The following is a 21,267-nucleotide window of genomic DNA, read 5'->3' as shown; positions in this document are numbered from 1 at the left end:
AAATGTCATAAGGTTTTATGGCGGAAAGTTTTACTTGCTCGCTACACTGCTGTTCCGGGTTTTAACCTTGTGTTAAACGCGATCCCTGAAAAGCTCTCTAGCACGGTTAAGCTCAAGAGTATTGCAAAGTGTCTATGACGGTGTTGCCCCTGCTGCCAACCTGCAAAAATGTGCTCTATGTCACTGAAAGTTTCAGCTTTGGTAGAGCTGCGCTGGCTTTCAACACACATTGAGAGCATCTGATCACTAGTAATAAGAATAAACCCATAAAGAGGCAGCAAATTGTGAGCCAATTAAAGCGGGGCTTAGGCTGTAGGGTTGGTCAGGCTGAGAACAGATCAAGGTACGGAATTAAGAATTTTCCCTGGCAGTGGAGCTTTGTGTCTGGCGGGAAAGGCGTATCCGCATCTGTTTTTCGATCTCGATAATGGCAAACAGCGCCACGCCAATCGCAACAATCAGAATGCCATCAAAAAGTGGCACTGCCTCAGTAGCAAAGACTTCCTGCAGGAGTGGGACATAGGTAATGGCAAATTGCCCCAAAGTGACCATGATGACTGCCATCCACACCACTTTGGTGCCGCGCACTGCCTTCCAGGTGAGAGAGGTGCCATACATATTGCGAATAAAAAACAGGTGGAAAATTTCCATTACCACCAATGTATTCATGGCCATGGTTCGCGCCAATTCCAATGAGTAGTGCTGCTGAATGGCGTAGGTATATATTCCGAATACGCCACACAGGAATAAGGTGCTAACTAATGTGATATGCCATACCAGTACACTGGTAAGGAGCGGTTGGTCGCGCAACCGTGGTGGGCGGTGCATAGTATTTTCTTCTGTGGGCTCAAAGGCGAGCGCAATACCGAGCGTAACAGCGGTAATCAGGTTTACCCAAAGTATTTGGATCGGTGTTATCGGCAGTACCATGCCAAAGAGCAGCGCCACAATAATGGTTGAGGCTTCCCCTGCGTTGGTGGGCAGCGTCCAGCTAATCACTTTCTTTATATTGTCATAAACCGTGCGCCCCTCACGGACCGCAGCGCCGATGGAAGCGAAATTATCATCGGCTAGAACCAGCTCGGAGGCCTCTTTGGCTGCCTCTGTCCCCCCCCGGCCCATGGCAATACCCACATCGGCGCGTTTTAAAGCGGGGGCATCGTTTACGCCATCGCCAGTCATTGCCACAGTCATATCGTGGGCCTGCAATGCGGTTACCAGCCGCAATTTATGCTCAGGCCTGTTGCGGGCGAAGATATCCACCTTCAGGACTTCTGCCGCTAATGCCGCGTCATTCAGGTTGTCGATGTCCACTCCCGTTAGGGCTTTGTTAGGCCGCTGCAAGCCTATCTGTTGACCGATGGCTTTTGCGGTCGCGACATGATCGCCGGTAATCATCTTCACTCGAATACCCGCGCCCCTACACTCCGCAACTGAGGTTATAGCTTCCTGACGGGGTGGATCGATCAATCCCACCAAGCCTAGAAGAGTCATAGTTCCCTTTACGTCTGAGTGCTCCAGCACCGTGTGCTCTGGCTTTACCTCTTTTGTGGCGAGCGCCAAGACACGCTGTCCCAATGCCGCCACCTCCTCGGTCTTTTGTCGCCAGTAAGTCTCCATCAGCGGTTCGCAGCCTCCATCCTCGCTGCGATAGGTTTTGCACATTGCCAAAACCTGTTCCGGCGCCCCTTTAACGGCGATCAGTGCATGGTTCTCATGGTTGTGGTTTAGGCTGGCCATATACTTATGCTGGGCATCAAAGGGGATAATATCGGTACGGGTCCACTGCTTGCGCACCTCCCCGCTATTCATTCCCGCCTTTGCTGCGAAGGCCAGTAAGGCCCCCTCCATGGGATCACCCTCGGCGAGCCAGTTGCCATCCTCTTTTCTGAGCTCGGCGTCATTACAAAGAACCGCGACACGGGCTAACTCCTGCAGTGGGTTTGGGGCTGACATCGCTACCGGCGCGCCGCCGAGCATGACTTCACCCCGCGGTTCATAGCCTTCGCCCTCTACTTCATAGCGTTGTGCGCCTGTAACTACTGTGGCGACGCACATCTCGTTGCGGGTGAGCGTCCCAGTTTTATCGGTACAGATTACCGATACTGATCCCAGGGTTTCGATAGCCGGCAGGCGCCGGACAATGGCGTTGCGCCGCGCCATCGCCTGGGCCCCGACCGCTAATGTGATGGTTAGAACTGCCGGTAAGCCCGCGGGAATGGCCGCTACCGAAAGCCCAACAATGGCCATAAACAGTTCATTAAAATTGTGCTGCAATACAAACAGCCCAAAGGCGAAGATCAACGCAGCAACGGCCAGAATAAAAAGGGCCAGCCATTTGGCGAAGAAACCCATCTGTTCAACCAACGGAGTGGTTAAAGTTTCAACACTGGCGAGCATGCCACTGATATGACCGATCTCAGTCTCTGCTGCGGTGGCCACTACTACCCCCACTCCCTGCCCATTGGTGACAGTGGTTCCGCTATAGGCTAAGCAACTACGGTCCCCCAAGGGGGTATCGGTGTTAACCGGATCGGTATGTTTTTCTACCGGGATGGATTCCCCGGTCAGGATGGCCTCTTGTACCTGCAGACCGTGGGTTTTTAACAGCCGCAAATCGGCAGGCACTTTGTCACCAGCCTCAATGAGCACAATATCGCCGGGTACCAGTTTCTCTCCCTCCACAGTGAGCCGCTGATTGCTGCGGAGGACTGCGGCGCGTGGAGCCAGCATATGGCGGATAGCATCCATGGCCCTTTCCGCTTTACCCTCCTGAGCAAAGCCGATAATCGCATTGACGATAACCACCGCCAGGATGACCCCGGTATCTACCCAGTGTTGTAGTAGGCCTGTGATAAGCGCCGCCCCGAGCAGGACGTAGATCAGGAGGTTGTTGAAATGGGAGAAGAAGCGCCGCAGAAACCCTTTGCGAGCTGGTGCTGGCAGGCAGTTAGGCCCGTAGGTTCGCAGTCTTAGTGCAGCTTCCTCCTCACTGATTCCGGCCATACTGGTCTTCAGCTCGGAGAACACCGCATCTGGGGACATTGAGTGCCAGTTTTTCTCAGGCCTTGTCTGAAGCACGGTTCACCTTTATCGGATTACCTTTCACAGTTTTCGACTGAGCTTAGCAATGAATAGTCATGCGTTTAGACTGGGAAGCTTAGTAAAAATGAAGCCAGCCGCTTGCTGTGACAAAACGCCACTGCCAACTAATCGCGCTCTAGCACTTAGTTTAATCAGAACCTTACCCGAAACTGCGGGGCGGGAATCAGGGCAATGCATGACATTAAAATGAACAATGCCAGGGAGGTTGAGGCTGCTATCAATGTTTCCGCAGGATGTTTATAAATGCTATTGGCTAACAAATTCTTGGCAACTGTTCTCCTGGCAAGCGCTGTAACAGGCGATCACATCCCAGGCTGTTTTTTAGAATAACCTGGGCACTGGGCTTGCCAGTGACTTTTCCAATAATTGCACAGGATGCCCCTACCCGTTCCTCTCTTAGGATAGCGCTGGCCTGATCAGCGCACTCTGCGGGAATAAATGCAACGAAACGCCCCTCGTTGGCCACGTAAAGGGGGTCTAGGCCCAGCATTTCACAGGCTCCGTAGACTGATTCGCAGACTGGGATCTGCGCTTCATCCAGTTCGAAGGCCTGCCCACTGGTTTCGGCCAGTTCCACCAGGGCCGTCGCGAGACCACCGCGAGTGAGATCCCGCAAACAGTGAAGCGGAATACCGCCCTGCAGCAATGCTGAAATTGCAGCATTGAGCGGGGCGCAGTCACTGGTGAGTGCAGTTTCGAATTCCAATCCCTCACGGCTTGCCATAACGGTAATGCCGTGTCGGCCAATATCCCCGGACAATAGAATTCTGTCACCTGGGCGGATATAACTGGGTTCTATTGGGTGATTACTCAGTAAGCTACCCACTCCACTGGTATTGATATAGATACCATCGCCCTTGCCTCTCTCCACGACCTTGGTGTCCCCGGTAACCAGCTTTATACCGGTTTCCTCGGCTGCGGCAGCCATGGATTGCAGCACTCTTTTTAATGTGTTGAACGGCAACCCTTCTTCCAGTATCAAGCTGCAACTCAAGAATTTTGCCTCGGCACCGCCCATGGCCAAGTCATTGACGGTTCCGTAAACGGCCAATTTGCCGATATCCCCACCGGGGAAAAACAAAGGGGTAATTACGAATGAGTCGGTGGTGAATACCAGGCGATCAGAATCCCAAGGCAAGGTAGCGCTGTCGTGGGCCTGGTCGATCCAGGTGTTTTTGAACAGAGGTTGGATAAACTCCTTCAGAAGTTGCTGGGTCATCTCGCCACCACTGCCATGCCCCAGGCGGATACTGTCCTTATTGGTTGTTGGGAGAGGACATTGAAGATTCACGGGTTTTTACCTGTTGGCTATAGCGGTGGTAGGCGGAGCAGGCACCCTCGGAGGAAACCATGGGGGCGCCCAGGGGGTGGTCTGGGCGGCAGGTTGTGCCGAAATGGGGACAGTCGCCGGGCTTTTTGAGGCCGAGCATAATGGCACCACTCATACACTGGTGTTGCTCCCGGGGTTTGATCTCTGGCAATGCAAATTTCTTTGTTGCATCGAGATCTGAAAACTCTTCAGCAAGTGCCAAGCCACTCGCTGGAATTTCACCCAGGCCCCGCCAACACTGAGCAGAAACGCTAAATACATTGTTCAGTAACACTTGTGCCGGGCGGTTGCCGGTTCGCTCTACCGCTCTTAGATACTGGTTTTCCACCTGATAACTGCCCTGCTCTAATTGGCGCAGGCACATCAACAAACCTTCAAGAATATCCAGGGGTTCAAAGCCGGTAACGACAATCGGCACCTGATACTTTTCGGCAAGGGGCAGATAGCTTTCGTAACCAGTAATTGAGCACACATGGCCAGCGGCAAGAAATCCCTGCACACGTGTATCCTTGGCGGCGCATATAGACGCGATGGCAGGTGTCACCAAAAACTGGGAAACCAACAGGGAAAAATTCTTAAGCGACTTTTGTTTGGCTTGGGTGGCAGCCATGGCATTCGCGGCTGCGGTTGTTTCAAATCCTACGGCAAAAAAGACCACCTGCTTTGTTGGGTGGTCCTCGGCAATCTTCACCGCCTGTAGGGGGGAATAGATAATGCGAATGTCGCCACCATTGGCTTTCACATCGAGCAGGCTGTGTTCTGACCCGGGTACTCGCAACATATCGCCAAAGGAACAGAAAATCACTCCCGGTAATGCAGCGATGGCAATGGCCCGATCAATGGTCTCCAGGGGGGTCACACAAACCGGGCAGCCCGGTCCATGAACCAACTCTATTGCTTGCGGTAGTAACTGGTCGAGGCGATTCTTAACGATGGCGTGAGTCTGCCCACCGCACACTTCCATAATCGTCCAGGGGCGCGTGGTTTCTTTGCGAATTTCTGTGGCTATCTTTTGGATAGTTTCGCTCTGGCGGTATTCATCGACAAATTTCACGGCATCACTCCTGGCCGCTCGGCCCGCTCAGGGATTCCAGGTCGCGAAAAACACGTTCGGCTTCTTCTTCCCGTATCTGACTGATGGCGATACCCACATGGACTACCACATAATCGCCAACGCCGGCATCTGGCACCAGGGATAAGTTGACTTGCCGGGCTATGCCGCCAAAACGTACCTTGCCCAGGCGTTCCAGGGGGGAATTGTCTGTGATCTCTTCAATAAGGCCGGGAATACCTAAGCACATGCCCACTTAGTCCCCCGCAGATTGTCCGGCTGCAGCCATGCAGTGGGCATAGTGAAGTTGCCCAAGAGCAATACCGCCATCATTGGGGGGGACCTGGCTGTGGCAATGCACGGTAAATTCCCGCTCACGCAGCAGTGTCGCGGTGCGTTCCGTTAGTCTTCGGTTTTGGAAAACACCGCCGGAGAGAAAGACCTGACGCTCCCCGATCTCACTGACCACTGCCAGAATCATATTTGCCAAGGTATTGTGGAAAGCCGCAGCCCGTTGCGGCAGCGACTTACCTTCATCGTGTATCAAGGCGCTAATACAGGGGGCCCAGTCCAGCTCCCACTTGCTTTGACGCTGATACAGGTCGAATGGATAGCTGTCACTACTCTGAATTCCTCGGGCACTATGTTCCAGCACCATGGCGGCCTGCCCCTCATAGCTCGACTGGCTACACAGCCCCAATAGTGCGGCCACAGCATCAAACAGGCGCCCGGCACTGCTGCATAGAGGGCTGTTGACCTCACCTTCCAGCATGGTGACCAAGTTACGGCGTTCACTGCGGGTAAAGCAGCGCTTGAGCAGCTGGTGTTGCAGTGCCATGTATCCGGAAATTTCATATAGCAGGCCCGCCGCAGCCCGCCGTGGTTCGCGCACGGCTTTTTCCCCGCCTGGCAGGGGAAATGTGCGCAGGCTGGCGACGTGTTCCACTTGCGATTTACCGTCCCAGAGGAGGAACTCCCCGCCCCTCACTATGCCGCTGCTGTCATAGCCAGTGCCGTCCCAGCAGACGCCGAGTGCGGCACCACTATGACAGTGTTCGGCCATACAGGAAAACAGATGGGCAACATGGTGTTGTACCCCCAAGCGTGGTGCCTGCTGTTGCATTGCCCAGCGGTGAGAGCTATAGCCTGGGTGCTGGTCGTGGATCAGCGTTTGTGGTCGGCGCTGTTGTAAGCCAGTGAGGTCCGCAATTGTGCGGTCAAAGTGCTCAATTGCGGTGGCGCTACTCAGATCACCAATATGTTGACTCTGATAAATCCAACCATTGTGGGACAGCGCCACGGAATTTTTTAAATCTGCCCCCAGGGCTAAATAGGATTGGGTGAGTGCCTGTTGTGACAGTTTTGCCTGGGTAATGGGTAGTGGGGCATAGCCGCGAGCACGGCGTAACATCAAGGGACGGTCTTCTACTACCCGCAGTACCGAGTCATCCAGTGGCCTCACTATGCGGCGGTTATGCAGTAAAAAAAAATCGGCAATTTTGCCAAGGCGCCGCAAAGCCTCCGTATTTTCAATGCAAATTGGCTCTTCAGCCAAATTGCCGCTGGTGGCGACAAGGGGGGCCGCATACTCTTCGGCAAGGAGTAGATGCAGTGGTGAGGCTGGCAACATCACCCCCAGATCTGGTGAACCCAGCGCTACCAGCTCGTGTACCCTGGCATTCGCTTCCGGTTTTGCTTCCAGTAGTACGATGGGGCGTGCCGGTGAAGTAAGCAGTTTTGCCTCCAACTCAGAAATCCGGCAATCACGTCGTGCTGCTGACAAAGAGCTATACAACAGGGCAAAAGGTTTGTGTGGGCGCTGCTTGCGTTTGCGTAATGTCTGTAATGCCTGGCTATTGCCGGCATCTACCAATAGTTGGAACCCCCCTACACCTTTCAGTGCAACGACTTTTCCACTGGCCAGGTTGGCGAACGTCTCATTCAAGGCTGCCAGGCCGGTGAGAAGCACCTTGCCTTTGCTATCACAGAGCTGCAGCTGTGGGCCACATTCTGGACAGGCATTGGGTTCGGCGTGAAAACGGCGGTCTTCGGGATTGGTGTATTCGGCTTGGCATTTGGCGCATTGAGGAAACTGATCCATTGCAGTGTTGGCGCGATCATAGGGCATCTTATCAATGATGCTAAAGCGCGGGCCGCAGTGCGTGCAGTTGATGAATGGGTATTTGTGCCTGCGGTTACGGGAATCCTGCAATTCGGCCTGGCAGGAGTTACAGGGAGCTATATCTGGCAGCACCAGGGTAGATTGTGCGGCGGCAACGGTGCTTTCTCGAATCTGAAAATCGCTGTCACCCTCGGCAGGAATTACCTCACTATCAATACTGAGTATCAGGCTGTGCGGCGGCTTTTCCAGAGGCAAACGCTGCAGGAATTTCTCGATGCCTGTGCTTTTTCCCTCAACCTCCAACTGTAATCCACCACTATGGTTGGCAACCCAGCCGGTCAGTTGGCAATCCCGCGCCAAGCGATAAATATAGGGTCGAAACCCTACGCCCTGTACCAGGCCTTTAATCGCTAGCCGGCGACGCTCATTGTCCATCACTGGCCTCAAATTGCAGATTTTCCAGGATAATGTCCTGGGCTTCGGCGTGGTGAATATCAGTGAGCTCTTCAATTTCCAGTTGCAATCCCTCTAGGCTGGTTCCGAAGGTTGCCTGTTCGAAGTGTTCCCGTAGATGTGGGGCGGATATATGAGCCAGGGCACCTAGGCGCAGCTTGGCACCCACTACCCTGGCGCCTTCGTTCTCGGCAAGCTGCTGTATTTTTTCGATCAGATTGCTGATCAAGGACTGTTCATGCATCACTGGTCTCCATTATCAGCTTTGTCCGTTATCGCCTTGTAGAAACGCAAGTAGCTCCTGCTCGGCACGCTCCGCGCCTAACTTCACTGCGGCAGTGAGACGATCACAGGAGCTGATGTTCTCGGCACAGATGGAAAAAATTTCCAGCCTGCGGGGCAATGCCCCCAGCACTCTGCCCAAGTCGATCGCTTCTCTGAGGTTAAAACCGTGGCTGGAGGTCGTGCAGTTACTGGGCGCGATAATATCGGCCAGGCCATCGGCTCGGATTAGTTCGCCCGATTTTTGCTCATCGGACAAAATCGCATCTACCAGGCAAACCTGACGATCTTTCCAATGCCCCACAAGGGTTACCATGTCATTGCCGCTCTCCAGAAAATCTGCGCTTCCTTTTAATTGGCTGCGCAGCTTGTCGAGCAGATAGGGCCCCACACCATCGTCTCCCCGGAAGCGATTGCCAAGGCTGACCAGCAGCCAGCGCTCAGGAGATTCTTTTTGGCTCATGTTGCAAATGTAGCTGCAGGAAATGGGTTGAGCAGGAAATACAGGGGTCATAATTGCGAATGGCGCGCTCACATAAACCCTGTAATTGTTGCTCGGGCAGGTGCATGAATTTTGGCAGCATCAGGCGTAGATCATCTTCGATAGTTTTTTGATTTTGAGAGGTGGGAGCGACGATCTTGGCAAAAGTAATTTTGCCTTGCTCATTCATGGCGTAGCGGTGATAGAGCAGTCCGCGAGGGGCCTCGGTAGCGGCACAGCCACTAGCCTCTCTGGGTTCTACAGCCAGGTAGGGCTTATCGGGGGGTTGAAACGCATCGATGAGGCGCACTGCTTCCTCCAGGGCGTAGAGTACTTCCAGGCAGCGCACCACAATACTTTTGAAGGGATTATTGCAGGGGGCTCGGAAACCCAACGCCTCGGCAAGGCTTCTCACTTCTCCTGAGAGTTGGGAGTAGTTGAGGTTGTAGCGCGCCATGGGCCCGACAAGGTAGGCGCCCCGCTCGATCAATAGACTGTGCAATGCCGTACTGTGCGGTACCTGCTGTTCGCGAAAATGTTTTTCGTAGTCCTTTACCGAAATATCCAGCCCGCGATTGGAAACAATACGCCCCTCATTCATGGGGTATTCACTGGGGTTGGACAGGGCGACGCATTCATAGGACTGCTCACAATGGGGAAATGGAAGACCCGCCGCCCAACGCGCCATGAGTTCTGCCAGATTGTGGGCTTCTAACAATTGGGGGCGCAGTGCTTGAAAGGACTCCAGGCTGGGCACTCGATAAAAGCCCCCTACGCGCACGTTGATTGGGTGGACCTCCCTACCCCCAAGCAGACGCACCAGCGCATTTCCAGTTTTCTTGATTTCCAACGCCCGTTGTACAACCTCTGGGTGGTCTTTGGCCATGGCCACGGCATTGGGATAGCCGAGAAAGTCCGGTGCATGCAACATGCTGATATGCAGCATATGGCTTTCGATCCACTCTCCACAGTAGAGCAAGCGGCGCAAATTTCTCAAGGGTTCTGTAGGAAACAGACCCAGCGCGTTCTCCATGGCGTGCAGCGCGCTCATTTGATAGGCCACTGGGCAAATGCCGCAAATACGGGCGGTGATATCTGGTGCTTCGGTGTAATCGCGCCCCCGCAAAAAGGCTTCAAAGAAGCGTGGGGGTTCAAAGATCTTTAATTGTACTTCGTGCACACCATGATCGTCGTAGCGTATATAGAGCGCACCCTCGCCTTCAACGCGTGCCAAATAATCGACTTTGATGGTTTTACTTTTACCGGCCATTAGTTGCTCTACCCGTTAGGATTTTCCCTTTTGGCGATGCTCTCTATCTTGACTAATTTCTTTAAAATGAGGTGATAAACCATTGAAATTACGTAGATTTTCAATGACAGTTGATCTGTCTGCTCCTAAATTTTGTTCCCACCAGTGACACAGGGATTCACCATTAGGGTTCTCCTTCGGGCCATAGCAGGCATAGCAACCGCGGTTGTAACTAGGGCAAAGCGCGCCACAACCAGCATGGGTTACCGGCCCCATGCAGGGGGTGCCATGGGCCACCCACACACAGACATTGTTCTTAAGTTTGCATTCGATACACACTGAATGGCTGGAAACCTGAGGTGCACGAGAGTTCAGGAAAGCACTGATGACCTCTAACAGTTGCAGTTTGTTGATCGGGCAGCCCTGCAGCTCGAAGTCCACCGGCACATGGGCGGCAATGGGGGTGGACTCTTTTAGGGTATGGATATAAGAGGGCTCGGCGTAAACCACAGAAGTAAACTCGACGACATCGGCAAAATTGCGCAGTGCCTGGATACCGCCGGCAGTGGCACAGGCGCCAATACTTACCAGGAACTTTGACTGACGCCGCACCTCCTGAATTCTCAACAGGTCGGCGGGTGTCGTAATGGAGCCCTCCACCAGGGAGATATCGTAGGGCCCCTCCTCCACCTTACTGGAGGCCTCCATAAAATAGGCGATCTCCACTTCCTGCCCCAACAGCAACAGCTCATCCTCACAGTCCAACAAGCTGAGTTGGCAGCCATCACAGGAGGTGAATTTCCAGACCGCCAGTTTGGGTTTGTGGGGCTGCCGGCTTATAAGCTGCGAATCTGCAGCCATGGGCGAATATCCTCATAGCAAAAAACAGGACCATCCTTACAAATAAAGTTTGGACCCCACTGGCAGTGTCCGCAGAGACCGATGGCGCATTTCATATTGCGCTCCATCGAAAGATAGATAGAGGACTCTGGCACACCTTTGCGTATCAGAACCTGGATACAAAAGCGCATCATAATTTCAGGGCCGCACAGAAACGCCACCGAGTTGGCGCCATCTATTTGTGTGGCCTGCAGAGGATCGGTAATCACACCAATATGCCCAGGCCAGGAGCCATCACCGTGATCTACCGAAGTCTCAAGCTCGAGCTGGGTGCTCCACTGAGCGAGCTCCTCTCTATATAGCAATTCACTTGGGCGCCTGGCACCATAAAAGAGACGCACCTCGCGTGCGGTAAGTCGCTCCCGCCGCGCCGCATAGATTACTGGGCGCAACGGCGCCAGTCCGAGACCGCCGGCAATAATCAAAAGATCTTTGCCAGCGGCAGTATCTAGAGGCCAACCGATGCCGAAAGGCCCCCTTACACCTAAAGTGTCTCCCTCCTGTAGGCGCTCTAGGGCCCGGGTGACATTCCCCTGGGCGCGAATGGTATGGATGAGCTTGCCGTCCCCGCTCCCCAGTCCACTAAAGGAAATGGCGGATTCTCCGGTACCAAAGGCGTACAACATATTGAACTGACCGGGAGCAAAATTCATCGGTGGCTTATGCCGCCTACCGTTCTTAGCTTCCAGCTGTAATGTGAAAGTCCCCGGATATTCCACGCGCCGCTGGCACACCCGGTAAACGGAGGGGATCATGTTGGGTGGCCCTGGTGATCTGGGCCGTAAATATCCAGCAACTGAATACGTGCGGACTGCAGCCGTTCAGTAGCAATTCGCGCAAAGCGCTTCATCAGCTCAAAACCCAGTTTAGGTTCCTGTTCGCATTTATTGCGCAAGCATTCCCCGCCCAGGCGCAGGCTGCGAACATCTTCCATGGCGCGGGCATCAAAAGCAGAGATATAGGGAGGAAACAGCCAGGACCACCCGAAAATATCACCGCCATGGAGTGTGAGCAGGCACAGAGGGCCGCGATTTGGTACAAAAGTCTCTACTGCTACCCGGCCACTGCGAATCAGGAAAAAGTGGTTTGCCTGACTATTTTCCCGCGCCAGGTAGTCGCCCTTGTGATAAATACAGTTCTCACCGCAGGAAGCCAGAAACTGCAGATCACTCTCTGCCAAACCTTGAAAGAAAGGATGCTCGTGAAGAAGATCGGCAATGGTCTTCATGGTGACTCCTGGCTGGGCGTCTGTTTTTGATCCAGGGCTCGGATATTTCGGACCTCTTCGGTGAGGTCGATACCCACAGGGCACCAGGTGATGCAGCGACCACAGCCCACGCAACCAGAGCTGTCAAATTGGTCGTGCCAGCTGGCCAGTTTGTGAGTCATCCATTGCCGGTAGCGTGACCGGGTATCGGCGCGTACGGAGCCGCCGGTAATATGACTGAGATCTGCAGTAAAGCAGGAATCCCAACGCTCCCAGCGCTCAGCATGTTCGCCACTGAGATCGGTGGTGTCCTCAACGGTGGAGCAAAAACAGGTTGGACAGGCCATGGTGCAGTTGGCACAAGATAGACAGCGATCAGCGACTTTATCCCAGTTCGGGCTATCGAGGTTTCTATAGAGTAGCTCTTTCAAATCTGAGCTATCGAAGTGGCGTGGTCCACGCCGCATTTCCTCCTCAAGGCGCTTCACCTTACCTTTAGCCAGTTTACTTTCCCCCTCACTTGCTGGAAGCAAGGGGAGTTGCTCCAGAAGCTCCTTACCGGCATCCGAGCCACTGGTGATCAGAAAAAAGTGCTCCCCGGCTTCAATCACCTCTGTCAAGGTGAGATCGCTGGGCAAAGTGACTTCTGGACCGGTATTCATCGAAGTACAAAAGCAGGTATCCGCTGCCGAGGTGCAATTCACCGCAACGGTAAACAACTGTTTCCGCCTTTGGTGGTAACTCTCATTGGGATATTCCCCCTGGCACAGGATACGATCCTGGATAGCAATGGCGTGCAGCTCACAGCTTCGAACTCCCAGGAATGCCTGCTTTGGGGCTGACTCCTGAGTCTCAACGATTTCTATGGTTTGATGTTGCTTGGAGACCTTCCATATGGGCCGGCGGGGTAATTGCAGGTATTTCTTCCAGGAATGAGGCCCTACGGCATAGCCAAAGTAAGCTTCATCTTCCCGGCGCTTAACTCGGTACTGCCCAGCCTGCTGCTCATCGGTCCAGCCTTGAGGCAGATTTGAGAGTGAGTGAACTTCACCGAATGTGATGGCTCCATCGGTCAATCTGGGCCCATACAGCAGGAATCCTCTATCGCGGATTGCTTGTATAAGGCACTCCAGATCGGGCGCTTGTAGCCGATAATCCATAGTGCTTAATGCTCAATAATAAAACATGCAGCTTGGTAGCCGAGAGCGGCTTTGTTAATCAGTGTAGTGTTAAAGCAGAAGTGTTTTTCAACACTGGGTTACAGGCATAAGGGAAGAAAGTCGTATTGTTATTTTCTTCTGTTAAAGAGCATTGATGACGACAGTTTTTAGGCGGTACTTTTTATCATGCTGGACATTACGAATTATCAATAAAAGTATGAAGACGTGCCCCTGTAGCACATTAGAAAACAACAATGGTTGCCTTTGTAACAATCTTGCCTGCCCCACAACTGTATATTGAGAGCCAATCTCCGCAGTAAGAATGCAAGTTGCAGGTGTCACTCATTAGTGCCTCTTTGATATAGTGAGCAGATAGCTGCTAATAGCCATTGTTTTATCTGTTTAACAGATTTTAAAACTGGAGATTTAGGTTGAGTCAACATAATGAAGAAGTACCTGACATGGAAACCCCTCCGTTAGCCAAAGGGTGGATGCGTTGGCTATGGGGGGCCGTGGCTTGTTTCTTTATGCTTGTCGGAATTATTGGTGCCATCCTGCCTGGGTTACCCTCTGCCGTATTTATTGTTGTTGGTGCCTGGGCGGCCTCTAAAAGCTCTGAACGGCTGCATCAATGGATTGAGGAGCATCACTTATTTGGTCACCTATTAAGAACCTGGCGTAGTGGTTACATCAGTAGGAGAACCAAACTACTGGCTACGCTGACCATGGCACTTTCTATGGCTCTTGCCGTTCATCACATTTCCAATCTGTATTTACTCTTTTTCGCAGTTGGTGGTATCGGTTGTGGGCTAATCTGGATTTGGAGTCGGCCTGAGCCAACGGGCTGATGGTCAAGGTGGCCTTTAGTATTTAATAAACGGGCGATAAAAAAGAATGATTTCGTGAAGTGGAAATGTATTAAACCTGTAACTTATGTCACCAAAGGTTAAAACCTGACTTTGCGTTTATCGTCACAGTAATTTACCACCTAATAGGTATTGCCCCGATTTTTCCTCGGTTTTTCTGTATTCAAACAGTATGAATTTGACTAAAAACAAGAGTTTTCAGGTTGATTTCGCATTGTTATAAAAATGGGGATTGAATTAGTTGACTTTGCCTGGGATCAGAATATCCTCTGCGCCCTCTCGTTGATTGAGGCGCCCACTAATAGGCTCCTTCTTCGGGAAGCTTCAAGGATCTTGTGTTAGTAACATAAGCTTTATTGAACTGCAAAGTAATAACAATAGGGATGTTTCATGCAGGAACTCTACCGGGCCCCAGAGAGTGCTCTTGGTAATGAATCTTTAATCTACAAGCCAAGTGTACTCTGGAAGGTATTGTTTTTTCTTCTGGTTCCGATAGAAGTGATCTCTCAGTATGAAGCCTTTGCTTACAATGAATACAATCAGTCGATCTGGTGGTTGATAGCGAGCCTGATCATCTATACCACTTATTTTGTGGGTTTCTTTGGGTTGGCTTTTGCCAAAAAAATTGGCAGCGCGAGATTTTGGGCGTTTTTCCTTCCTGTGATCATTGCCACCGATATCTATGAATTGGGGACTGTGATCATCACAATGAATATGGCGGTATTAAAAAACCAAATGGCTGTATTAATGATTACACCATTAGCCCTATTTCTTTGGTTTATTATTTTTAGGTATCGTAAAGTTTTTCGGTATATAAAGTAAAAGTTGCCTTTTAAAACGGCAATTTAATTGCGGGTTTTATGTTGCTAGTAATGAGTCTATGCCCAATGTTAACAGCCCCTACAAAATTAATGTCCCTGTTGTGAAAGTTGCTATTAGGCTGCATGAGATTTCAAAAGGGTCTCAGCTTTACATAAAAATTTTTAACCAGCTTGCTTTTAGATTCCTCTGAAAAATTGGTACACACTTCCCATTCATTTTTAACCTAAGCATGTATGAAGTGCCTATCTTAGAGCTCATTAGTAAGGCCTCTTTTCTTGTGTTTCCAAGAGTACTTAAAGTAAGATTTGGAATCTACTTGCATAACCTTCAAGTAGATTTGTTATAAATATATTCTTAGTGAGTGGAATACATGAAAGGGATTCTTTTTTGTCTGTTTTTTGCTTTGATGTCTTTCGATATTCAGGCAAATTCTATAAACGACGTTACTTTCCATGGTGCAATACCTAATGATGGTATAGATGATACTCTTGCATTTAATACTGCGATAAAAAAATCAACAGGTGTTGTATATGTGCCAGCCGGGGAATATAACCTCTCCTCCCGGCTAAATTTCAATTCCCACACACAAGGATTAAAAGGAGATGGGATGGGTATTACATCGCTTATTTGGAATTCAGGCAGTGGTATATATTTTAAACCACCAAAAGGGTTTGATGGCGTTGCTCTTTTACAAGGAGTATCTCTCATAACAAAAGCATCTGACTCTGGAAATGCCTTTCAATATGATGGGGAGAGTTATTTATCGAGTGGTATAATTCAACCACGTACTCGAGCAAAAATTATCGTCCGTGATGTCGAGGCATATGGTCATGATGGTGTTAATAGTGATGGCTGGAATTATGGGCTGATAATTGATAACTCGCTTGGAGCAATGATAAGTGGCTATCGATTTTCAGGGCGTAACTCAGGTGATTCACCTATGAGTGATGCGGGTATTTTGATGCGCGGCAGTGGTAAGCCTGTTGAAATCACTATCTCAGAAACATCTATTTACCATGCCAAATCAGCCATTTCAGTATATGACCATGAAGGTCTTTTTGTTGAGAATTCCAATTTAGTGGCTGTTAATGAGGGGGTTCGTATGGAGACAAGAGTCGCTAGCACGAAGCCTCAGCTAAATATTAGCGATAGCCATATAAACTGCAGAGCTTCGTGCGTCATTGCAAATGACATAAATGACATTAGTGTTAAAAACAATCTTTTTTATCTGCGAAAAACAGCAGAAAAAAATGGTTTCGGTGTAAAACTTACAGGGAATGGTGTTAGATTTAATATTTCAGGTAATACTTTTGCCAACACCTCACCAAAGTACAATTTTGACTTGGTGTATTCCTCATCTGATTACGGATTAATCAGCAATAACATTTTTAATAATGGCAATCGAGGTACTGCTATTTGGCTTGGGGTTGGGAGTTCAAATGTTAAAGGGATGGGTAATCTATGTTATAGATGTGGCTCAAGAGTCTATAACCAAGGAGATGCCACTAATTCGATTACTTTTTTAAACTAAACCATTAACAATAAATGCTTGGCCTGGCAATCTTTATCATATCAATAGTGAAGTGATTCTGTCAGGTCAAGATTAAATGATACATTTATCACGACCTATAAAGGGTTAATAACTTCCGTGGCCAGGAAAGTAAAGACTAAGATTTTTTATAATTAATATATAGAGTCCATTCTTCACAGCTGATGATTAGAAATTATTGATAGTAAGTTTACTTCCCCCCCAATGATGAAATAGTCACAGTGTAGACAGCCTCAGAGAGGGCGTGGCCCTAAAGTCAGCTTAGACCTTTGTCCCCTAGGCTAGTATGCTGTATAACCATACAGCCTTTCTGCCACAGCAGACCAACGCTAACCATTTGTCCCCATATTATGGCCGCCACTATCGAGCTAGCACCTGACTATTATTTGACCAACTTCCGGGCCTTGGTTGATTTTGTAGTGTCCCGCTACAAGCAGCTACTTTCCCCTGCTGAGATTAACTTTTATCGTGAGTTCTACGAGCTTGATGCTGACAGTCAGCGCCTTTATGTTCGGTTGCTATCCCGAAAGGGTATTCCATCATCTTTGGGGGCACTGTTCAGAGAGGGGAAACTGTCTTACAGAGAAATTGACGATCTTGGTGAGGCCATTGACTCTCTTTGCGCTGCTGGTTTTTTAAAAAGGAACCCACCCCTGGCAGACCGCGAACTTATAGCGCTGTTTACTAAGGCGGAACTGCTCTCAGCGGGGCCTGCTGGCCTGCGCAAGTCCCTAAAACGGGGAGAGTTAGAGGAAGCTTTATTGGCGGCCTCCTTTGAATGGCGAGAACGGATAATGGCCGATGAGGCATTGCTTGCAGTTCAAAGGGCCGAGTGCTTTCAAACCTTCCAGCTTTGTTTTTTTGGCAATCTGAACCAGAGCCTTACGGAGTACGTACTGAAGGACCTGGGGTTATACCAATATGAGCCCTACCCATTAGATAGTCACCAGCTGCCCTTCCAGAGTCGAGAGCAGATTGAGCAGTACTTACTCTATTACAGCTGCCTTGAACAAGCTGAGGAGGTACTCTCTGGTGATGCCGGTGGAATCCATAAACTGACTGGTCAATTACCCGCTGGCATTCCTGGAGATTTGACTTTGGCCAGGCGTGTGGATCGTCTACGCCTGAAGCTGGCGCGACAACTGGAAAGACTGGATAAGTTGGAAGCTGCAGAGAGACTCTATCAGGATTGTGAGCAGCCGCCTGCCCGTGAACGCCGGACGAGAATTGCCGCAAAGCGTGGTAATTTCGATCAGGCGCTTTCCCTATGCCGTGAAATTCTCGAATCTCCCCTCAATGAAGCCGAACGATGTTTTGCCGAGAGTTTTGGGTATCGCACGGCCAAGCGCATGGACTGTGCTCAAACCTGGAAGAATCCCCAGCCTTATCAGTCACCGCAAGAAATATTTACCCTACCCCAGGCCCCAAAAAGAGTAGAAATTCTGGCAGCTGCGGAAGTGGCAAGGCAGGAAGAAGGTGTCTGCCACTATGTAGAGAACAGTCTATTCAATGGGGTACTGGGCCTCTATATCTGGGACATTCTCTTTGCTTCAGTGCCAGGTGCCTTTTATAACCCTTTCCAAATAGCCCCAAGTGATTTCCGTAGCCCAAATTTTTACTCATCACGCCAGAGCTTACTTGAATCGCGACTGTCAGAGCTTTGTCAAAGCTCGCTAAAGCTGCGGGTTATGCAAACCTACCGTGGAAAACAGGGTATTGCCAATCCACTGGTAGCCTGGGAAGCACTACCCCAGGAACTGCTGGAGCTGGCCCTGGATCGTATTCCTGCAGAACATTGGCACGCACTGTTTCAACGTTTACTCAGGGATATCAATCATCACCGCAATGGCCTGCCAGATCTGATTCTGTTTCCCAAAAAAGGAAGTTATGAGTTATTAGAAGTCAAGGGCCCCGGTGATCGTCTCCAGCAAAACCAGCAGCGCTGGCTGACGTTCTTTGCCGCTCACAATATTCCCCACCGGGTGATACATGTGGAATGGTTACAGCCTTGAGGGGTAAGCCCACAGTTGCAGCGTTACTGGCGGAGCCTACTGAGGAGCATGATATCTCCGAAAGCGCCTCTTCCCTAAAGTTATCTGTGGGTGAATTAGTGGCTTTCTCTTGCCGCAGAGGGGATTTGATCCATACCGGCGGGCCAGGCCCAACCGCCCAGGAGGGCATTCGCGCTCACCAAAAACTGCAAAAACGTCGCCCCAAAGGCGCAGAAGCGGAATACCGTTTACAGGTTCAGCTGGAGTGCTCAGGCCAGGATATCCTCTTGGAGGGACGGGTCGATATCCTTCATCCGCAAGCTGACTTGCACCAGCCGGCACAACTGGATGAAATCAAAACCACCTATTGCCATCCAGATGAGCTTCCCGAGACCACCCGCCTACTACATTGGGCTCAGCTTAAAATTTACGGTTTCTGCTATTTGCTACAGCAGCGCCAAAAAGGGAGTTCGGTTGAAGAGGTCTCCCTGCAGATGGTCTGGTACAACCTCAAAGAGAAAAAGTCCTACCCGGAGCAAAGCCTGTTCAACTGGGAGGCTTTGGAAAGTTTTGCTGGAGATGCCCTCAGTCTGTATATCCATTGGCATAGGTCCTGGCAAGCGCATCGGCAACAAGTGATTCAAACAGCAAAAAGCCTCTCATTCCCCTTCCCTGATTACAGACCCGGTCAGCGCCAGCTGGCGGTATCCGCTTATCGCTGCCTTAGGGATGCAGGACAACTGGTTGTGGAGGCGCCCACTGGTATTGGCAAAACCATTAGTACGCTGTTCCCCGCTATCAAAGCCCTTGGTGAGGAAAAGCTGGACCAACTGCTATACCTCACGGCAAAAAACTCTGGCAGGCAGGTAGTGCGAGAGACTATCGCTAAGCTACATGGAATTGGGCTAAAGCTTTCACTATTGGAGCTGCGTGCGCGTGATACGACCTGCGCTTGCAAACTGGGATTGTGTAGCCGCGATGATGAAGGCACCTGTCCTCGCACACAGGGCTTTTACGACCGCCTGCCGCAAGCGCGCAAACAACTGCTGGGGCAACCCTGGATCACACCGGAAGCGCTCGCGAAGGTTGCAGATCAGTGGCATCTCTGCCCTTTTGAGTTGTCCTTGCAAATGCTGCCCTGGGCGGATTTGGTGGTCTGTGACTTTAATTACGTCTTTGATCCTTTGGTGCGTATTTCCACACTACAAGATCCGCGTTACAGGCGCGCACTATTGGTAGATGAAGCGCACAACTTAAGCGAGCGCGCACGGGAAATGTACAGCGCTAGCTTGAGCCGCAGGGATAGTCGCCGCGCGGCCCTGGCCTGTAAAAGTAACCACCCACAGTTGTACCGGCGTATCCAATCCCTGGTACGCGCACTTGCTCAATGGAGCAAACGGTTTCAAGAGCAAAACCTCTATAAGGAAATAAGCTCAAGCCAAAATGTACAAGCCTGGTGTAGCCCGCTGAATTCCGAAGAGGATCGCCCTACAACTGTGTCTCGCGCTATCCAGAAGGTACTAGATGCACTGAGTGAATTATCTGAACAGGAAAAATTCCCCCCTGAAGAGATCGGGGAATGGTTGAAAAGTCTTTATCGATACGCCTGCATAGAACAAATTCTTTCTGGTCAACACCAGGCCCTGACCCGTGTGATCGATCAGGACGCCCCCTGGCGGGAACACCAACTAAAGCTGATGTGTATGAATGCCGCGGGTTTCCTACAGGAATCTTGCGCCCAGTTTCATGGAGCTATTTTCTTCTCAGCCACCCTACGCCCCACACAGTTTGTCACTGAACAGCTTGGGATTGAGCCAGAAACGCCTTACTTGATGCTGCCATCACCTTTTGAGCCTTCCCACCAGGGGGTTTTTCTTTGCCCTTTTGTGGATACCCGCTATCAGGCTCGGAAAAGTGCACTCCCAGCACTAGTGGACTTGATTGCCCGAGTTTACTTCAGCCGTCCTGGCAATTACCTGGTGTTTTTCCCCTCTTACCACTTTCTGCAAATGGTCGTAGAACGTTTCCAGCAGGATTATCCGGAAATACAGCCGCTACAACAGACGCCAGGCGCCAGTGATCGCGAAAGAGAAGCCTTCCTGACCTCGTTTAGTGAGGGTGCACAGAGCCTGGGTTTTGCCATTATGGGCGGCGTTTTTGCTGAGGGCGTTGATTTTGTTGGGGAGAAATTGATTGGCACTATTATCGTTGGTACCGGTCTTCCCCAAGTAAATGAAGAGCAAGAGCTGCTGCGACAGTCGGCGGAGCACCCACAGTCCCCCTCAGCGGTCAATGGGTTTGATATTGCCTACCGCTATCCCGGTATGACTCGGGTATTGCAGACAGCGGGAAGAGTGATTCGCACTGAGTCAGATCGGGGCGTTATTATTTTAGCTGACTACCGTTTTGCGGATATGTTTTATCAAAACCTTTATCCCAAACATTGGCAAATCCAAACAAGTAAGAGTGGTGAACAACTTTCACAGCAATTAAGCTGTTTTTGGAATTGGCAAAACTTAAACGAGTGTACTGTAGAATAAATATATCGTTTGAATTTAAGCGAATATCTATCAAACGTTATTTTGAGCTAAATAAACGGTTAGGTGGTTGTATCGCATTGACGCCGCCACTAACAATTTACTCCCATTCCACGTCGCACTTAATATTAGTTTTTATTTGTCCGTAAAGCCTGCTATATT

At 50.7% G+C, this 21,267-nt stretch carries 17 protein-coding genes; 5 read left to right on the top strand and 12 right to left on the bottom strand.

Features of this window, described 5'->3' with window-relative positions; translation table 11 throughout:
* Positions 1-351: 351 nt before the first annotated feature.
* The 12 genes from ACJJIB_RS11865 to ACJJIB_RS11810 all read right to left on the bottom strand — a co-directional run bounded on the left by ACJJIB_RS11865 (position 352) and on the right by ACJJIB_RS11810 (position 13,340).
* The gene (locus tag ACJJIB_RS11865; protein WP_444884901.1) at positions 352-3,081 is read right to left on the bottom strand and encodes a cation-transporting P-type ATPase; all 2,730 of its coding nucleotides are present in this window, start codon (positions 3,079-3,081) and stop codon (positions 352-354) included.
* Positions 3,082-3,358: 277 nt separating this feature from the next.
* The gene (gene hypE, locus ACJJIB_RS11860) at positions 3,359-4,396 is read right to left on the bottom strand and encodes a hydrogenase expression/formation protein HypE (RefSeq protein WP_444884902.1); all 1,038 of its coding nucleotides are present in this window, start codon (positions 4,394-4,396) and stop codon (positions 3,359-3,361) included.
* The gene (gene hypD, locus ACJJIB_RS11855; protein ID WP_444884903.1) at positions 4,362-5,489 is read right to left on the bottom strand and encodes a hydrogenase formation protein HypD; all 1,128 of its coding nucleotides are present in this window, start codon (positions 5,487-5,489) and stop codon (positions 4,362-4,364) included. Before hypD ends, hypE begins: the two co-directional genes overlap by 35 nt.
* A 4-nt stretch (positions 5,490-5,493) precedes the next feature.
* Positions 5,494-5,736 carry a HypC/HybG/HupF family hydrogenase formation chaperone gene (locus ACJJIB_RS11850; protein ID WP_444888930.1) on the bottom strand — a complete coding sequence of 81 codons (243 nt, stop codon included), beginning with the start codon at positions 5,734-5,736 and terminating at the stop codon, positions 5,494-5,496.
* Positions 5,737-5,742: 6 nt separating this feature from the next.
* Positions 5,743-8,043, bottom strand: coding sequence for a carbamoyltransferase HypF (hypF, locus tag ACJJIB_RS11845; protein ID WP_444886184.1), 2,301 nt, complete (start codon positions 8,041-8,043; stop codon positions 5,743-5,745).
* Positions 8,033-8,305, bottom strand: a complete 273-nt coding sequence (locus tag ACJJIB_RS11840; RefSeq protein WP_444884905.1) for a hydrogenase/urease maturation nickel metallochaperone HypA — start codon at positions 8,303-8,305, stop codon at positions 8,033-8,035. Before ACJJIB_RS11840 ends, hypF begins: the two co-directional genes overlap by 11 nt.
* A gap of 15 nt (positions 8,306-8,320) precedes the next feature.
* Positions 8,321-8,806, bottom strand: coding sequence for a hydrogenase maturation protease (locus ACJJIB_RS11835; protein ID WP_444886183.1), 486 nt, complete (start codon positions 8,804-8,806; stop codon positions 8,321-8,323).
* Positions 8,784-10,094 (bottom strand): Ni/Fe hydrogenase subunit alpha, encoded by a 1,311-nt coding sequence (locus tag ACJJIB_RS11830; RefSeq protein WP_444884907.1) that lies wholly within the window; start codon positions 10,092-10,094, stop codon positions 8,784-8,786. The genes ACJJIB_RS11835 and ACJJIB_RS11830 overlap by 23 nt, the downstream gene beginning before the upstream one ends.
* 15 nt (positions 10,095-10,109) lie before the next feature.
* A complete protein-coding gene (locus ACJJIB_RS11825) occupies positions 10,110-10,934 on the bottom strand; it encodes an NADH-quinone oxidoreductase subunit B family protein (RefSeq protein WP_444886182.1) in 825 nt (274 codons plus the stop codon).
* Complete coding sequence (locus ACJJIB_RS11820; RefSeq protein ID WP_444884909.1) at positions 10,910-11,728, bottom strand: FAD/NAD(P)-binding protein; 819 nt, start codon at positions 11,726-11,728, stop codon at positions 10,910-10,912. Before ACJJIB_RS11820 ends, ACJJIB_RS11825 begins: the two co-directional genes overlap by 25 nt.
* Positions 11,725-12,201: a cyclic nucleotide-binding domain-containing protein gene (locus ACJJIB_RS11815; protein ID WP_444884910.1), complete on the bottom strand. Its 477-nt coding sequence runs from the start codon at positions 12,199-12,201 to the stop codon at positions 11,725-11,727. The genes ACJJIB_RS11820 and ACJJIB_RS11815 overlap by 4 nt, the downstream gene beginning before the upstream one ends.
* A complete protein-coding gene (locus ACJJIB_RS11810; RefSeq protein ID WP_444886181.1) occupies positions 12,198-13,340 on the bottom strand; it encodes a 4Fe-4S dicluster domain-containing protein in 1,143 nt (380 codons plus the stop codon). The genes ACJJIB_RS11815 and ACJJIB_RS11810 overlap by 4 nt, the downstream gene beginning before the upstream one ends.
* A gap of 431 nt (positions 13,341-13,771) precedes the next feature.
* Between ACJJIB_RS11810 and ACJJIB_RS11805 the strand changes: the two genes are divergently transcribed.
* The 5 genes from ACJJIB_RS11805 to ACJJIB_RS11785 all read left to right on the top strand — a co-directional run bounded on the left by ACJJIB_RS11805 (position 13,772) and on the right by ACJJIB_RS11785 (position 21,108).
* A complete protein-coding gene (locus ACJJIB_RS11805) occupies positions 13,772-14,188 on the top strand; it encodes a YbaN family protein (RefSeq protein WP_444886180.1) in 417 nt (138 codons plus the stop codon).
* A gap of 408 nt (positions 14,189-14,596) precedes the next feature.
* Entirely contained in the window at positions 14,597-15,028 is a 432-nt protein-coding gene (locus tag ACJJIB_RS11800; RefSeq protein ID WP_444884913.1) for a hypothetical protein, read from the top strand.
* Between the two features lie 370 nt (positions 15,029-15,398).
* Positions 15,399-16,559, top strand: a complete 1,161-nt coding sequence (locus ACJJIB_RS11795) for a glycosyl hydrolase family 28-related protein (RefSeq protein ID WP_444886179.1) — start codon at positions 15,399-15,401, stop codon at positions 16,557-16,559.
* Positions 16,560-16,996: 437 nt separating this feature from the next.
* Complete coding sequence (locus ACJJIB_RS11790) at positions 16,997-18,589, top strand: VRR-NUC domain-containing protein (protein ID WP_444886178.1); 1,593 nt, start codon at positions 16,997-16,999, stop codon at positions 18,587-18,589.
* On the top strand, positions 18,574-21,108 hold the full coding sequence (locus ACJJIB_RS11785) for an ATP-dependent DNA helicase (protein WP_444884915.1): 2,535 nt from the start codon (positions 18,574-18,576) through the stop codon (positions 21,106-21,108). Before ACJJIB_RS11790 ends, ACJJIB_RS11785 begins: the two co-directional genes overlap by 16 nt.
* Positions 21,109-21,267: the final 159 nt, after the last annotated feature.

The sequence above is a fragment of the Microbulbifer mixtoriginis (SeqCode) genome, from assembly GCF_052467705.1.
This window is presented reverse-complemented; position numbering and strand designations above follow the sequence as displayed.

Excerpts from the sequence above, each read along its gene's own strand:
- ACJJIB_RS11850 (WP_444888930.1), bottom strand. The coding sequence starts at position 5,736 with ATGTGCTTAGGTATTCCCGGCCTTATTGAAGAGATCACAGACAATTCC.
- hypF (WP_444886184.1), bottom strand. The coding sequence starts at position 8,043 with ATGGACAATGAGCGTCGCCGGCTAGCGATTAAAGGCCTGGTACAGGGC.
- ACJJIB_RS11840 (WP_444884905.1), bottom strand. The coding sequence starts at position 8,305 with ATGCATGAACAGTCCTTGATCAGCAATCTGATCGAAAAAATACAGCAG.
- ACJJIB_RS11835 (WP_444886183.1), bottom strand. The coding sequence starts at position 8,806 with ATGAGCCAAAAAGAATCTCCTGAGCGCTGGCTGCTGGTCAGCCTTGGC.
- ACJJIB_RS11830 (WP_444884907.1), bottom strand. The coding sequence starts at position 10,094 with ATGGCCGGTAAAAGTAAAACCATCAAAGTCGATTATTTGGCACGCGTT.
- ACJJIB_RS11825 (WP_444886182.1), bottom strand. The coding sequence starts at position 10,934 with ATGGCTGCAGATTCGCAGCTTATAAGCCGGCAGCCCCACAAACCCAAA.
- ACJJIB_RS11820 (WP_444884909.1), bottom strand. The coding sequence starts at position 11,728 with ATGATCCCCTCCGTTTACCGGGTGTGCCAGCGGCGCGTGGAATATCCG.
- ACJJIB_RS11815 (WP_444884910.1), bottom strand. The coding sequence starts at position 12,201 with ATGAAGACCATTGCCGATCTTCTTCACGAGCATCCTTTCTTTCAAGGT.
- ACJJIB_RS11810 (WP_444886181.1), bottom strand. The coding sequence starts at position 13,340 with ATGGATTATCGGCTACAAGCGCCCGATCTGGAGTGCCTTATACAAGCA.
- ACJJIB_RS11800 (WP_444884913.1), top strand. The coding sequence starts at position 14,597 with ATGCAGGAACTCTACCGGGCCCCAGAGAGTGCTCTTGGTAATGAATCT.
- ACJJIB_RS11795 (WP_444886179.1), top strand. The coding sequence starts at position 15,399 with ATGAAAGGGATTCTTTTTTGTCTGTTTTTTGCTTTGATGTCTTTCGAT.
- ACJJIB_RS11785 (WP_444884915.1), top strand. The coding sequence starts at position 18,574 with ATGGTTACAGCCTTGAGGGGTAAGCCCACAGTTGCAGCGTTACTGGCG.